This window comes from Gordonia sp. AC31 (assembly GCF_031844505.1).
GTDB classification, from domain to species: Bacteria; Actinomycetota; Actinomycetes; order Mycobacteriales; family Mycobacteriaceae; genus Gordonia; species Gordonia hongkongensis.
In genome coordinates this window covers 51,399-65,614 of record NZ_JAUZVK010000014.1, presented here as the reverse complement: position 1 = coordinate 65,614, position 14,216 = coordinate 51,399, and the positions used below count along the sequence as shown (strand labels likewise).

At 69.2% G+C, this 14,216-nt stretch carries 14 protein-coding genes; 13 read left to right on the top strand and 1 reads right to left on the bottom strand.

Annotated elements, in window-relative coordinates; translation table 11 throughout:
- The first annotated feature begins 27 nt into the window (after positions 1–27).
- From Q9R39_RS16935 to Q9R39_RS16895, 9 genes are all read left to right on the top strand, one after another.
- A complete protein-coding gene (locus Q9R39_RS16935; RefSeq protein ID WP_311277844.1) occupies positions 28–930 on the top strand; it encodes a sugar phosphate isomerase/epimerase in 903 nt (300 codons plus the stop codon).
- 38 nt (positions 931–968) lie between these two features.
- Positions 969–1,826: a thioesterase family protein gene (locus Q9R39_RS16930; protein WP_311277843.1), complete on the top strand. Its 858-nt coding sequence runs from the start codon at positions 969–971 to the stop codon at positions 1,824–1,826.
- 6 nt (positions 1,827–1,832) lie between these two features.
- Positions 1,833–2,693, top strand: a complete 861-nt coding sequence (proC, locus tag Q9R39_RS16925) for a pyrroline-5-carboxylate reductase (protein ID WP_311277842.1) — start codon at positions 1,833–1,835, stop codon at positions 2,691–2,693.
- 188 nt (positions 2,694–2,881) lie between these two features.
- Positions 2,882–3,115, top strand: a complete 234-nt coding sequence (locus Q9R39_RS16920; protein ID WP_004019963.1) for a helix-turn-helix domain-containing protein — start codon at positions 2,882–2,884, stop codon at positions 3,113–3,115.
- A 293-nt stretch (positions 3,116–3,408) separates the two neighbouring features.
- Complete coding sequence (locus tag Q9R39_RS16915; protein WP_003402602.1) at positions 3,409–3,510, top strand: 30S ribosomal protein bS22; 102 nt, start codon at positions 3,409–3,411, stop codon at positions 3,508–3,510.
- Between the two features lie 97 nt (positions 3,511–3,607).
- On the top strand, positions 3,608–4,660 hold the full coding sequence (locus Q9R39_RS16910) for an NAD-dependent epimerase/dehydratase family protein (RefSeq protein WP_311277825.1): 1,053 nt from the start codon (positions 3,608–3,610) through the stop codon (positions 4,658–4,660).
- Positions 4,661–4,852: 192 nt separating this feature from the next.
- Positions 4,853–6,028: a lysophospholipid acyltransferase family protein gene (locus Q9R39_RS16905; protein WP_311277824.1), complete on the top strand. Its 1,176-nt coding sequence runs from the start codon at positions 4,853–4,855 to the stop codon at positions 6,026–6,028.
- Between the two features lie 71 nt (positions 6,029–6,099).
- Complete coding sequence (locus Q9R39_RS16900) at positions 6,100–7,263, top strand: zinc-binding dehydrogenase (RefSeq protein WP_078113005.1); 1,164 nt, start codon at positions 6,100–6,102, stop codon at positions 7,261–7,263.
- A gap of 337 nt (positions 7,264–7,600) precedes the next feature.
- The gene (locus tag Q9R39_RS16895) at positions 7,601–9,319 is read left to right on the top strand and encodes a DUF222 domain-containing protein (protein WP_311277823.1); all 1,719 of its coding nucleotides are present in this window, start codon (positions 7,601–7,603) and stop codon (positions 9,317–9,319) included.
- Positions 9,320–9,351: 32 nt separating this feature from the next.
- Here the strand turns inward: Q9R39_RS16895 and Q9R39_RS16890 are convergent, their stop codons facing one another.
- Positions 9,352–10,479, bottom strand: a complete 1,128-nt coding sequence (locus Q9R39_RS16890; protein ID WP_068972464.1) for an HAD family phosphatase — start codon at positions 10,477–10,479, stop codon at positions 9,352–9,354.
- A gap of 180 nt (positions 10,480–10,659) precedes the next feature.
- Between Q9R39_RS16890 and Q9R39_RS16885 the strand changes: the two genes are divergently transcribed.
- The 4 genes from Q9R39_RS16885 (at position 10,660) to hemC (ending at position 14,188) form a co-directional block, all read left to right on the top strand.
- Entirely contained in the window at positions 10,660–10,914 is a 255-nt protein-coding gene (locus tag Q9R39_RS16885) for a glutaredoxin family protein (protein ID WP_055475263.1), read from the top strand.
- A 150-nt stretch (positions 10,915–11,064) separates the two neighbouring features.
- Positions 11,065–11,871 carry a redox-sensing transcriptional repressor Rex gene (locus Q9R39_RS16880; protein WP_311277822.1) on the top strand — a complete coding sequence of 269 codons (807 nt, stop codon included), beginning with the start codon at positions 11,065–11,067 and terminating at the stop codon, positions 11,869–11,871.
- Complete coding sequence (locus tag Q9R39_RS16875) at positions 11,868–13,247, top strand: glutamyl-tRNA reductase (RefSeq protein ID WP_311277821.1); 1,380 nt, start codon at positions 11,868–11,870, stop codon at positions 13,245–13,247. The genes Q9R39_RS16880 and Q9R39_RS16875 overlap by 4 nt, the downstream gene beginning before the upstream one ends.
- A complete protein-coding gene (hemC, locus tag Q9R39_RS16870) occupies positions 13,244–14,188 on the top strand; it encodes a hydroxymethylbilane synthase (RefSeq protein WP_065629205.1) in 945 nt (314 codons plus the stop codon). The genes Q9R39_RS16875 and hemC overlap by 4 nt, the downstream gene beginning before the upstream one ends.
- The last annotated feature ends 28 nt before the right edge of the window (positions 14,189–14,216 follow it).

Here is a 14,216-nt window from a genome sequence, read left to right as displayed (position 1 = left end):
GGGAGCGGAGCGAAGCGGGCGGACCGGATGAGACCTGACCTCCCGCGTCCGTCCGCCGAGATCCCGATCGGTCTGTCGACGGCGTCGGTCTATCCCCAGAACACCGAGGCGGCCTTCGCCTACGCCGCCGAACTGGGCTTCGACGGCGTCGAGTTGATGGTGTGGGGTGACGCTCTGAGCCAGGACATCCGGCGGGTCGAGTACCTGTCGGACCATTATCAGGTTCCGGTGCTGTCGATCCACGCCCCGTGTCTGCTCATCACCCAGCGGGTGTGGGGACGCGACCCGGTCGTGAAGCTGGCCCGTGCGGTGGAGGCGGCCGAGGATCTCGGTGCGTCGACCGTCGTCGTGCATCCACCGTTCCGGTGGCAGCGTGGCTACGTCGCCGCCTTCGACGATCTCGTCGACGAACTCGAGGCGGACAGCGGGGTCGCGGTCGCCGTGGAGAACATGTTTCCCATGCGGGCCGACCGGCTGTTCGGCGCAGGGGAGCCCTCGGTCCGGCGACTCAGCAAGCGCGGCGGTGGTCCCGGTCTGGCGGCATCGGCGTTCGGCAAGTCGATCGATCCGACCGATGACGGCTACGCGCACTACACGCTCGATCTCTCGCACACCGCGACCGCCGGCGTCGACGCCCTCGCTCTTCTCGACCGGATGGGCTCGCGCCTCAACCACCTGCATCTCGCCGACGGCAATGGTGCCGCCACCGACGAGCACCTGATCCCCGGCGACGGGGCGCAGCCCTGCGCCGAGGTGTGCCGGCGCATCGCGGCGAGCGACTTCGCCGGGGCGGTTGTGCTCGAGGTCACCACGGGGAGCGCGCGCACCAAACCCGAGCGCAGCGCGCTGCTGGCCCGTTCGCTAGATTTTGCGCGGCGGCATCTCAAACGGGAGCTGCACCCCGGGCCCACCGGCCAGTTGAGCAGCTGATTCGTCGGGGGACGGGTCTCCTCGACGAAGGCGGGACGATGACCAGCAAGATCACCCAGGTGCAGGAGCTGACCGAGGTCGACCGTGGCGGTCCGGACTCGATCACCCTGCGGGCGCACATCGACGAGACGTTCACGATCGGCCCCAAGGTGCACGGCGGCACGCTGCAGATGGTGGTCGCGAAGGCGGCCCGGACCGCGCTGACCGCGCTCACGCCGGACGGCGACCGGCTCGCCGAGTCGGCGGCCGCGATGATCCCGGTGGCGATCTCCAGCGACTACCTCACCGCTCCCGATGCCGCGGACGTCGACCTGGTGATCAGTGTGCGCAAGCGCGGGCGCACCGTCACGGTCCTGTCGGTCGACGCCGTGCAACTCGGTCGGACTGTGGTGTCCTCGTCGGTGACGATGGCCCGTCCCGACAGCGGCCGGCCGCACCACTCCGGCCCCACGGTCCTCGACTCCGTGCCCGTGGAACCGTCGTCGACCGGCATCCCGCTCGACGGTTCGCCCATCGCCGAGGTCAACCACCTCGGCGCCGCCATCGACCTGGTCCTCGACTCGGAGACGTTCCCCGTCGTCCGCGGCGAGACCGGCGAGCCGCTCGTCCGCGGGTGGATCCGGCCGAAGGGCGTCGAACCCGACGAGTACTTCACGGTCCTGGTCGGTGACATCTCGCCCCCGGTCGTCATGAACCTGGCGCTGTTCGGGTGGGCGCCCACGGTGCAGCTGACCACCTACGTCCGGCGCCATCCCGCACCCGGCTGGCTGCGTTTCGCCGCGACGAGTTCCGAGGTCGGCCCCGGGATGTTCGAGGAGGACCACCTCGTGGTGGACTCGATCGGGACCGTCGTCGCACAGTCCCGTCAGCTCGCCCTCATCCCCGCAGGAAGGTAGACATCCGTGTCCGAACGCATCGCCATCATCGGCGGAGGCAAGATCGGTGAGGCACTGCTCGCCGGTCTGATCGGTGCAGGCACCCCCACCAAGGACCTCGTCGTCGCCGAGCGGGTGGAGAGCCGCGCCGCCGAGATCGCCGAGGAGTACGGCGTGCTGGTCACCGACGTCAAGAGCGCGGCCGAGTCGGCGCAGTATGTGTTCCTGGCGATCAAGCCCGACGACGTCGACTCGATCCTGCGCATCCTCGCCTCGGCGGAGGACAACGCGGAATCCGAGCGAGTGACCGTGACCCTGGTGGCCGGCCTGCCCCTGTCGCGCTACGAGAGCGCGCTGCAGGCCGGGTCGCCCATCATCCGGGTCATGCCCAACACCCCGATGCTCGTCAACGAGGCGATGTCGGCGGTCTCGGCCGGCCGGTACGTCGGCGACGAACAGCTGCAGGCGGTGGTCAAGATCCTGCAGACGGTCGGCCGGGTGACGGTTGTGCCGGAGAAGCAGATGGACGCGGTCACCGCGGTGTCCGGTTCCGGTCCGGCCTACGTCTTCCTGCTCGCCGAGGCGATGATCGACGCCGGCGTCGGCCTGGGGCTCACCCGTGCCCAGGCCTCGGAGATGGCGGTGCAGACCATTCGCGGCGCGGGCATCCTGCTGAGCGACTCGGGGCTGTCCGCGGTCGACCTGCGTGCGGCCGTCACCTCGCCCGGCGGCACCACCGCCGAGGCGATCCGGGAGTTCGAGGCCAACGGTCTGCGGCACGCGGTCTACCAGGCGACTCGTGCCTGCGCGGCCGCCAGCGCCCGCGGCGGACGTCGAGTGGAAGTCGAGGGTTTGGCGCAGGGACACGCCGTCACGGACACCCCATGAATTGTGGTCGAACGGCCGACAAACCCCAGCATGTTGGGGTCGAGTCACAGGAATCTCAGAAATACCGGTCTCTCACGTCGCTTTTTTCACATCTGCCACGCTAAGCTTCTTTAAGCACGTGCGTGTCTGATGTCCGCAGGAGGGGAAGCCTGCGGCCGCGACGCGTGCACCGGAGGTATGAGTGATTCATGGCACCTGCAGACACTCCTGGTGACAGGACAGGCGCAGTGAGCAACGCGGCTTCGGCGTCGCAGTTCCTCACCGTCGCCGAGGTTGCATCGTTGATGCGCGTTTCGAAGATGACCGTCTACCGTCTCGTCCACAACGGCGAACTGCCCGCGGTTCGGGTCGGACGCTCGTTCCGTGTGCACGCGAAAGCGGTCCACGACTACCTGGAGACGTCGTACTTCGACGCCGGCTGATCCGGCTTTCGCACCACGCCTGAACAGCAGTTTCTTCGAAAGGTCTCCGTGACCGGCCCACGCCGGTCACGGGGCCTTTTGCGTGTGGGCGTCCTCGGCCGCCGCTCGTCGGCCATCGCGATTTCCCGATCCGGCGTGCCGCCCGGTAGGCTCGGTGGTCGCGTACCTGGATGCGCCGGTGAGCCCTACGTGACGCACCGCCGCTCGTCGCTTCGCTCCCGGCGCCGTACCCGGCTGAAGTGCTGACCAGGGCCGAACAAGTACATCAGTGTCAATCGTGAGGAAGCGCCCCGATGGGTTCAGTGATCAAGAAGCGCCGCAAGCGCATGTCGAAGAAGAAGCACCGCAAGTTGCTGCGTCGGACCCGGGTGCAGCGTCGCAAACTCGGTAAATAGGCTTTTCTTCGGCATCAGGACCCGCTACGGCGGGTCCTTTTGTCGTTCCGGGATTCCTCGGTGCGCCGGAACGCCCGACTGGCGATAGCCTCGGGGCATGGCCGAATCCACCTCCGCACCGCCCAGGGTGGTCCTGGTCACCGGGGCGTCGACCTTCCTCGGCGGCTACCTGGTGGCCCGTCTCGCGGCCAATCCGGACATCGAGAAGGTGCTCGCCGTGGACTCGCGGGTGCCGCGCAAGGATCTCCTCCGCCGGATGGGGCGAGCGGAGTTCCTCCGGGTGGACATCCGGCGTCCCGCCATCGCGAAGGCGCTCGCCGCCTATGACGTGGACACGGTCGTCCACGCCGCGACGTCGATCGCCGACACCGCCCCGCACTCCGCTGCGATCAAGGAGTTCAACCTCGTCGGTGCGATGCAGGTCTGCGCGGCCTGCCAGCGCACACCATCGGTGAAGCGCCTCGTGCTGCGTTCCACCGCCATGGTGTACGGCGCGGGCAGCCGCGACCCGTCGCACTTCGCCGAGGAGACGCGCGCTCCCCGGGAGCCGAAGCGGGGATACGGTCGAGATCTACTCGACGTCGAGGGTTACGTCCGCGGCCTCGGTCGGCGGCGTCAGGACATCGACATCACCATCGTCCGCCCGCAGGCCATGTTGGGTCCGCGCATCACCACCCGGATGAGTTCGTACCTCTCCCTGCCGGTCGTGCCGACGGTGATCGGATTCCAGCCGCGCCTGCAGTTCCTGCACGAGGAGGATGCGCTTGCGGCGATGGAGCACGTCACCCTCGCCGGGAAGGTCGGCACCTACAACATCTCGGGCGAGGGCGTGGTGACGCTCACGCAGGCGATCCGACGCGTCGGGCACATCGAACTGCCTGTTCCGAGCAGTCTGCTGGCGCCGATCGCGGGGGTGTTCCAGGACCTGCGGTCGGCGAAGCTGCGGTCGTCGCAGACGGAGTTCCTCACCTACGGTCGGGTGCTCGACACGACCCGCATGCGGACCGAACTCGGCTTCGTCCCGCGGTACACGACGCTGGAGACGTTGGACGACTTCATCGAACGCAGCGGGGTGACGCCGGTGATCGGGTCCGATTCGTGGAGATCGTTCGAGCGACGGGTCGTGTCGGCCGCCCACCAGTTGCAGTGAAATTCAGGGTCATGATGGCGGTGAAGTCGCCGTGAGCATGCGCAACGTGGGTGCAACCTCTAGACTTGGACGCCAGACCCACATCGCGCCCAGCGCTCCTACGCCGCGACTCGTTCGCCCCGGCGGTCCGAGTGCCGGCAGCAACCCGAGCCCTGACCCGGCCCGGATTTCGAACCCAGGACTCAGCTAGGGGTGAGCACTTTGGCAGGTGGCGGAGCGACAGATGCACGTACCGCGAAAGTCATTCAGCTCTACACATCGCCGACGGGTCCCGATGCCCGGGGTGTCCGGGAGTCGGGTCGCCGACGCCATCCGAGTCAGCAGGTCGGTCGTGAACGATCGAAAAGCGCAGCGGCGCAACGGGGATCGTCGACGCTCGGACACCCCAACACCGATGGGTTCGGCCGCGCGCCCGCGCAGGTGACCCCGATCAGCGACGAGATCACCCTTCCCGACGAGGTGCTGGGCGTCGAACATCGCGGTCCGTCGAAATCGAGTCCGCTGTTCAGCCTGGGCGGTCTGCGCGGCGCGGTCGCCGACACCCTCACCTCGACCGCCGGGTTCATCCGGGAACGGATGGCGGGGGAGTACGAGGTCGACGAGTTCGGATTCGATCCCCACTTCACCGAGTCGGTGTGGTTCCCGGCGATCCGGCAGGTCTACGAGAAGTGGTTCCGCGTCGAGGTTACCGGTGTGGAGAACCTGCCGCGCGAGGGTGGGGCGCTCCTGGTCGCCAACCACGCGGGCACGATCCCGGTCGACGCCGTGATCACCTCGCTGGCCGTGCGCGACAACCACCCGGAGGGCCGGTACCTGCGGGTCCTGGCCGCCGACATGGCCTTCGACACGCCGGGCGTCAGTGAGGTCGCGCGGCGGATCGGTGCGACGCTGGCGTGCAACTCCGACGCCGACCGTCTGCTGCGCGCGGGTGAGCTGACCGCGGTCTGGCCCGAGGGGTACAAGGGCATCGGCAAGCTGTACAAGGACCGCTACAAGCTCCAGCGGTTCGGCCGCGGCGGGTTCGTGACGACCGCGCTGCGCAACGCCGCGCCGATCATCCCGGTGTCGATCGTCGGCTCCGAGGAGATCTACCCGATGCTCGCCGACCTCAAGCCGCTCGCCAAGATCCTCGGCCTGCCGTACTTCCCGGTGACCCCGCTGTTCCCGTGGCTCGGGCCGCTGGGCATGGTGCCGTTGCCGTCGAAGTGGCACATCCACTTCGGCCGGCCCATCGAGACCGGCTCCTACGACGAGGCGTCCGCCGACGACCCGATGGTGGTCTTCGATCTCACCGACCACGTGCGCGAAGAGATCCAGCAGACCCTCTTCCGGATGCTGAGCCGGCGCGGAAGCGTCTACTTCGGCTGAGCTCGGTGTCGCGCGGGGGCGTGGCGCGCGTTCGACGCCCGTTCCGGTCCGTCAGCTGATACTCATGGAGCATGCGTGCAGTCGTGTGCCGGCAGGGCGAGCTGACGGTCGAGGAGATCCCCACCCCGGAGCCCGGCAAGGGTCAGGTACTGCTCCGCGTTCTCCGCGCGGGCATCTGTGGTTCGGACCTGCACGCCCGGGTCCATGCCGATGCCACGGCGCAGGTGTCCGCCGAGGTCGGCTACGACGCATTCATGCGATCCGGGCAGTCGGTGGTCATGGGACACGAGTTCGCCGGCGAGGTGGTCTCCTACGGGCCCGGTTGCCGTAAACGCTGGTCTCCCGGGACCCCGGTGGTGTCGGTCCCGATGATCCGGCACGGCGCCGACGCCCACCTGACCGGACTGTCGGAGTCCGCGCCGGGCGGGTACGCCCAGTTCGTCCTGGTGTCGGAGGACATGACCTTCGAGATCCCGGAGAACCTGCCCGCCGAGCATGCTGCGCTGACCGAGCCGATGGCCGTCGCCCATCACGCGGTCCGACGCGGGGAGGTGGGACGCCGGGATGTCGCGGTCGTCGTGGGTTGCGGCCCGATCGGGCTGGCCGTCATCACGATGCTGAAGGCCGACGGAGTTCGCACGGTCATCGCGAGCGACCCGTCACCCGGCCGCCGGGTGCTGGCTCATCGCGTGGGGGCCGACATCGTCGTCGACCCGACGGTGTCGTCGCCGTTCGAGCGGTGTGCCGAGGTCGGCAAGTACATCACTCGCGCGCAGGATCTGCTGGGCGCGGCGTTCGACGCCATGCGGACGCTGCGGCGGATCCCCTTGGCGCCGTGGTCCTCGGTGTTCCGCATGGCCGACCGCCTGGGTGCCACACCGAAGGGCCCCGTCGTCTTCGAATGTGTGGGGACGCCCGGGATGATCGAGCACATCGTGACCGAGGCGCCGTTCCGGTCGCGGATCGTCGTGGTCGGGGTGTGCATGGAGCCCGACACCTTCCGCCCGGCGATGGCGCTCAACAAGGAACACGAGTTGCGGTTCGTGTTCGCCTACGACCCCGCCGAGTTCCACGACACGCTGCACATGATGGCCGACGGCAAGGTCGACGTCGCACCGCTGATCACCGCGACGGTCGGTCTCGACGGCGTGGGAGCGGCATTCGATGCCCTCGGCCGCGCCGAACACCACGCCAAGGTCCTCATCGACCCGATGAGTGAGGTGGACTCGCTGTAGGGGGAGGGTTCGTCGATCGTGCGCAGGATTCCGTCGACTGTGCGGCCCCTCCGCTGGTTGAGCCGGCCCCGAGCGGAGCGAGGCGCCGTGTCGAAACCACCTGGCGACCACCCCCACCCCCCGCTGGTTGAGCCGGCAACGAGCCGTTAGGCGAGTCGCCGTGTCGAAACCACCTGGCGACCCGCACAACTCAGCTATCGGCGAACCTCGCCGACCTCAGACCGCAACGCTCAGAGTCTATTTCGTCAACGACGATGATGCGCCGTGGAGACTCATCCGAAATTGTCGGTGGTCGGGTTTAGATTGGTCTGTAACAGAACACGCCCCGGTCACCGGGGTGACGAAACAAGCGTCGGGGGGCGTTGTGAAGGCGTGGACCGATCTACCGAGCGAGTACATCGCCGGGGTCGATCCTGCCCACACGGCCGAGACCGACATGGTCATGTTGATGGCCGGCCTCGACGCCACCCGGCGAGGCGAGTCCTACCTCGCCTGGCACCGCTATCAGACGATCGCGGTGATGACCGACCGCCTGATCACCACCAGCGCGTCCGGGTTCGTCATGGACGGTCACGCCGACTGCGCCGCCCGTATCGCCCGCCAAGCCGGGGTGTCCCGCCGCCACGCCGAAACCCTCATCGACGAGGCCCTCGCACTACGGGATCGGCTCCCCGAGGTAGCGGACACGCTGCGTGACGGGGTCCTGTCGCAGTGGCAGATCCGGTTGGTCATCTCCCGCACCGAACTGATCCCCGCCGATGACCCGATCACCCCTGCGTTGGATGCCGAGATCGCCGATACTGTGCGCCGCCGTAAGGGTGTGTGGGATCGGGCGCGGTTGCGGGACATGGTCGACCGCCTGGTCTTCCGCCACGATCCGGATGCGGTGCGGCAACGCCGCAAAGACGCGATGGATCAGCGTGGGGTGTGGACCCACGAACTGCCCGACGGCACCGCCGAACTCACCGCGGTGATGTCGGCGGAGAATGTGCGGATCTCGGCCAAAGCCGTCGCCATCCTCGCCGACTCTGCCTGTAAGCGGGATGGCCGCAACCAGGGGATACGACGATCCGATGCGATGTTCGCGCTGTTGACCCGCACCAGCTTCGACTGCCAGTGCGACGACGAACAGCCGTGCACTGCCGACATCCCCGACCCGCAGAGCGTCCTCGACGCGGTCCGCGCCGAAGTCGTGATCCATGTCGTCACCGATGCCGCGACCCTGGCCGGGGCACCCGGGGTGGGGTTCCTCGACGAGCACGGCATCATCAGCGACGAACACGTCCGTGACCTCGCCGCCCGCCCCGACGCCACCCTGGCCCCGGTCACCCCCGCCCGCACCCAACCCACCTACGCCGCCCCCAGCACCAACGACGATGACCAGCGGCGGACCGCCCAGCGCCCGGCACCAGCCGAGGACACCCGAGCCGACGACGCCACGACCGGCGCACACGGCGAAAACGAAACGGACGCAGCCGAACCCGATCGACCCGTCGAGACCACCGCGAGTGTCGCGGTGGTGTATCCGGCGACCCATCCCGGCAACGGGTACCGGCCCACCACGTCGTGTGCTGATTTCGTGCGAGTGCGGGACGGCTACTGCACCGAACCCGGCTGCACCCGTTCAGCGTTCGCGTGCGATCTCGACCACGTCACCGAGTACGACCACACCGACCCCGCCCGGGGTGGGGCGACGTCGAGTGAGAACCTCAACGCCAAATGCCGTCCCGGTCACCTGTTCAAAACCCACGGGGACTGGGTCGATGTGCAGTACCGCGACGACGACGGCCGTCTGGTCACCGAGTACGAGACCCCCGAAGGGGTCACCCTGCCCGGCGACGCCGAAACCCTCGAAGACACCTTCCCGAACCTGCGGCGTATCCGGTTCGAGCAAGCCGCCCAAGCCCCACCCACCCCACGGGTCATCGCCCCGGCCGACAACCCGGAGCGCACCACCAGCCGACTGGACGCCAAACTGGCCCGCCGGCGACAAGAACGCGCCCGCAACAAACGAGCCCGCGAAGAACTCGACCGCCTCGACCCACCGCCCTTCTGATCCGGGGAGCCAGGGCCGTCGGCGTCGAACGGTCAGCGCTGCCGCAGGAACCGCGCCGCGGCTGCGGCCCCACCGCCCGCGGCGCCGAGCACGATCGCGGTGCCGGCGCCGTACTTCGCGGCCTTTCGCGCGGTGCGGAAGTCGTACATCTCCCAGCCGCGGACCTTGGCGACGTCGCGCAGGTCGGTGTCGGGGTTGATCGCCACCGCGCGGCCGACGAGCGACAGCATCGGTACGTCGTTGTGCGAATCCGAGTACGCCGTACAGCGTTTCAGGTTGAGACCCTCGCGGATCGCGAGCGCGCGCACCGCATGGGCCTTACCGGGGCCGTGCAGGATGTCGCCGACGAGCCGCCCGGTGAAGACCCCGTCGACGCTCTCGGCGACGGTGCCCAGCGCACCGGTCAACCCCAGCCGGTCGGCGATGGTCTGCGCGAGTTCGACGGGTGTCGCGGTCACCAGCCAGACCTGCTGTCCGGCATCGAGGTGACGCTGGGCCAACGCCCGCGTACCCGGCCAGATCTTGTCGGCGATGTAGTCGTCGAAGATCTCCTCGCCGAGCTCGACGAGTTCGGAGGTCGGCTTGCCCGCGATGAACGACAACGCCTTCTCCCGGCCCTCCGCGACGTCGCGCGCATTCTCCTTGCCGGTGATCCGGAACTTCGCCTGCGTCCACGCGAAATCCATGATGTCGCCGTAGGTGAAGTACTTCCGCGCGGCGAGACCGCGAGCGAAGTGCACGATCGACGCGCCCTGGACCAGGGTGTTGTCGACGTCGAAGAAGGCGGCGGCGGTGAGGTCGCGGCGGGGTTCGCCCGGGATCTCGGCCGTCGGGCGCGAACGCAGCGAGTCGACGGCGGCCTTCGCGCTCGCCTCACCGGCCAGGGTCTGGCGGAGTTCGTGCGCGGTCTGCCGGAAGCGGCCGGTCGCGGCGGTCGCTCGCTGGGAGATCCAGGTGGTGACCCGGTTGGTCTCGTCGTCGACGAGTTCGTGGAGTTCGGCGTCCTCGTCGAAGTCGTCGGTGAACTCCACGCTCGCGGCGTGGGCCTCCCAGTCGTCGCCCGTCGGGCCGTCGCCCTGCATCGGATTCGGCGGGAGAAGTGCGGCGTCGTCGGGCGTCTCGTCGTCCTGCCGGTCTTCCGGGCCCGGGGTCTCGCCCACTGCCCACCTCCCACGCGTAGCGCCAGCACTGCTTGCCGGGTACAGCCTAGTGGTGCGCCTGGGAACCGGGCGACTGGTCTCCGGCGTTCGATCCCCACGCCCGGTGACGGACCGCACACCGTCGGCGGGGGAGGGTCACCCGGCTGATCCCGCGGGCGCTGCGCTGGGAGGATGGTCGGCATGACGGTGGAACTGTTGACCCGTGCGGGGTGCGCGGCGTGCGCGGCGGCCCGCTCCGAACTGACCCGGATCTGCGCCGACATGGGCGTGGAGTTCACCGAGGTCGACGTCGACGAGGCGGCCGAAGGGGGTCGGCCGGACGTGCGCGCCGAGTTCGGCGACCGGCTCCCGGTGGTCCTCCTCGACGGTGACGAGCACAGCTACTGGGAGGTCGACGAACCGCGTCTGCGGGACGATCTCGCGGCGCGGCGGTGATCGGCGCCCACGTTCGACGAGACGCCTAACACAGCACCGCCGATCCCGAGGGGCCGTGTGAACAGATTCACAGGGAAGTTATATCCTCCGTTGGTCGGGAAGAGTCGGGTCCCGGTGTCTGGTGACGCCGGCAGATGTGTGGGAGTGCGAGTGGGCGCGGAGAGTGCGAAGTCGGCCGACGCCGACCCTCCGGCGTCCGCCGTCCCTCCGGTCGACGACCCCGCCACCGACATCCCCGGTCCCACGGTCGCCCGGTTGGCCACCTACCTGCACGTACTGCGCTCGTTCAGTCGTCGGGGCATCCTGCTGGCGTCGAGCGGCGAGCTCGCGACGGCAGCCGGGGTCAACCCGGCCATCCTGCGCAAGGACCTCTCCTACGTCGGCGCCAACGGCGTGCGCGGCGTCGGATACGACGTGGGCAAGCTGACCGCCCGGATCTCGATGACGCTGCACACCGACAGCATCCACACCGTCGCGCTCGCGGGCGCCGGCTCGCTCGGCCGTGCGCTGCTGTCGCACGCCGGCTTCGGACGCGGCTTCCGGGTCGCCGCGATGTTCGACGCCAATCCGGCCCTGACCGGCGCGGTTCTCGAGCCGGGCGGCCCGCGGGTCGCCCCGCTGACCGACATCGCCACCGTCTGCGCACAGGTGGTCCCGTCCGTCGAGATCGCGGTGATAGCCACCGCCGACGACGACGCCCGACGCGTCTTCGACGCCTTCGTGGCCGCGGGTGTCCGGCAGGTGCTCAACGTCACGCCCGTGTCGCTTCCGGCGGAGTCGGATGTTGTCGTCAGACAAGTTGATCTAGCCTTGGAACTACAGGTGCTGGCTTTCCAGGCCTCTCGCGGGCCGCGCGACGACGTCAAGGAGCCGCGCGAGGCGAAGCCGACGCGGGGGCACCGGGGAAGTGCCGGACACCAGGGAAATGTGATGGGTGAAGAAACGGTGACAGCGTGAGTGTTCTGTTGTTCGGGGTATCGCACCGCAGTGCTCCCGTCGAGGTGCTCGAGCGGTTGGCGGTCTCCGACCACGACCGCCCCAAACTGATCGACGAACTGCTCTCCTCGCGGGCGATCTCCGAAGCCATGCTCGTGTCCACGTGCAACCGCGTGGAGATCTATGCCGTCGTCGACGCCTTCCACCCGGCACTCGAGGCCGTCGGCTCGGTCCTCGGCGACCACTCCGGCATGACCGTCAACGAGATGACCCGCCACGCCTACGTTCGTTACTCCGAGGCCGCCGTCGAGCATCTGTTCACCGTCGCGGCGGGCCTCGACTCGCTCGTCGTCGGCGAGCAGCAGATCCTCGGTCAGATCCGCAACGCCTACCTCAGCGCCGACGCCAACGACTCCGCCGGACGAGTGCTGCACGAGCTGGCGCAGCAGGCGCTGCGGGTCGGCAAGCGCGTGCACACCGAGACCGGGATCGACCGCGCGGGTGCCTCCGTGGTCTCCGTCGCGCTGCACCGTGCCAAGTCGCTGCTCACCGATCCCGCGACGGGCGCGCACCGCCTGCGCCGCGCGGTGGTCGTCGGTGCCGGCGCCATGGGCGGTCTGGCGACCGCGCAGCTGGCCCGTGAGGGCGTGACCGAGATGGTCGTCGTCAACCGGACCGTCGACAAGGCCGACCACCTCGCGGGCAACATCGCCGCCAACCACGGCATCAGCGTCCGCGGCGTCGGGCTCGACGACATGCCGGAGGCGATGGCCACGGCCGACGTCGTCGTCACGTGTACGGGCGCGATCGGCGCGGTCGTCGGCGTCGGGTCGGTGCACTCGGCGCTCGCGGCCCGTACCGGGGACGCAGCACCGCTCGTCATCTGCGACCTCGGGCTCCCGCGCAACGTCGACCCCGCCGCGGCCCGCCTGCCCGGCGTGCACATCGTCGACATCGAGGGACTGCGCGGCGACTCCGAGACCCAAGCCGCCGAGAATGACACCCTCGCCGCCCGGTCGATTGTCGCCGCCGAGCTCGCCGACTACCTCACGCACCAGCGTCAGGCCGAGGTCACCCCGACCGTCGCGGCCCTGCGCCAGCGCGCGGCCGACGTCGTCGAGGCCGAGATCCTGCGCCTCGAGACCCGCCTGCCCGACCTCGAGGGCGCACAGCGCGACGAGGTCGCCAAGACCGTCCGCCGCGTCGTCGACAAGCTGCTGCACGCACCGACCGTGCGCGTCAAGCAGCTCGCCTCGACCCCCAACGGGGATCACTACGCCGAGGCGCTGCGTGAGCTGTTCGAACTCAAACCCGGTGCAGCCGAAGCGGTTTCGGCTCCCGACCATCTCGGTGGCCTGCCTTCGGGCGACGCGGCCGGCGATCTGGGTGACCGATGAGCGAACCCTCCACCGCGCCGATCCGGATCGGTACGCGGGGCTCGCTGCTGGCCCGGACCCAGTCGCAGACCATCGCCGACGCCCTGACCGCCGCCGGACATCCCGCCGAACTGGTCATCATCAAGACCGCCGGTGACGCCTCGGCGGCCCCCGTCACCGAGATCGGCGTCGGGGTGTTCACCACGGCGATCCGCGTCGCGCTGCGGAACAACGAGGTCGACGTCGCGGTGCACTCGTACAAGGACCTCCCGACCGCCCCCGAGAACGACCTCACGATCGCGGCCATCCCGCCGCGCGTCGATCCCCGGGATGCGCTGGTCGCACGCGACGGAATGGTGCTCGGCGAACTGCCGCCCGGCTCGGTGATCGGTACCTCGGCCCCGCGGCGGGCCGCGCAGCTTAGAGCACTGGGTCTCGGTTTGGAAATCCGCCCCCTACGAGGCAACCTAGACTCTCGGTTGGGCAAAGTCGCCAGCGGCGAACTCGACGCAGTCGTGGTCGCCCGCGCCGGACTCGTGCGGATCGGACGGACCGACGTGGTCTCCGAGGCGCTCGAACCGGTGGTCATGCTGCCGGCGCCGGCGCAGGGTGCACTCGCTGTGGAGTGCCGCTCAGACGATGCCGAACTGGTGAGAATTCTCGCCGAGTTGGACGACCAGTCCACCCGCGCGGCCATCGAGGCCGAACGGGCGGTACTCGCGGCTCTCGAAGCCGGATGTACCGCACCGGTCGGTGCGATCGCCGAGGTGGTCGAGTCGATCGACGAGGACGGGCGCATCTTCGCCGAACTGTCGTTGCGTGCGGCGGTGGCGGCCGAGGACGGGTCGGACGTGATCCGCGCTTCGGTGGTGGGTCCGGTCGATCGTGCCGTTCAGCTGGGCAAGGACCTCGCCGCCGAACTGCTGGAGCTGGGAGCGGGCGACCTCGTCAACTCTCCCTAGCAGAGAACGAACTGCAGCCCTCGCCGAG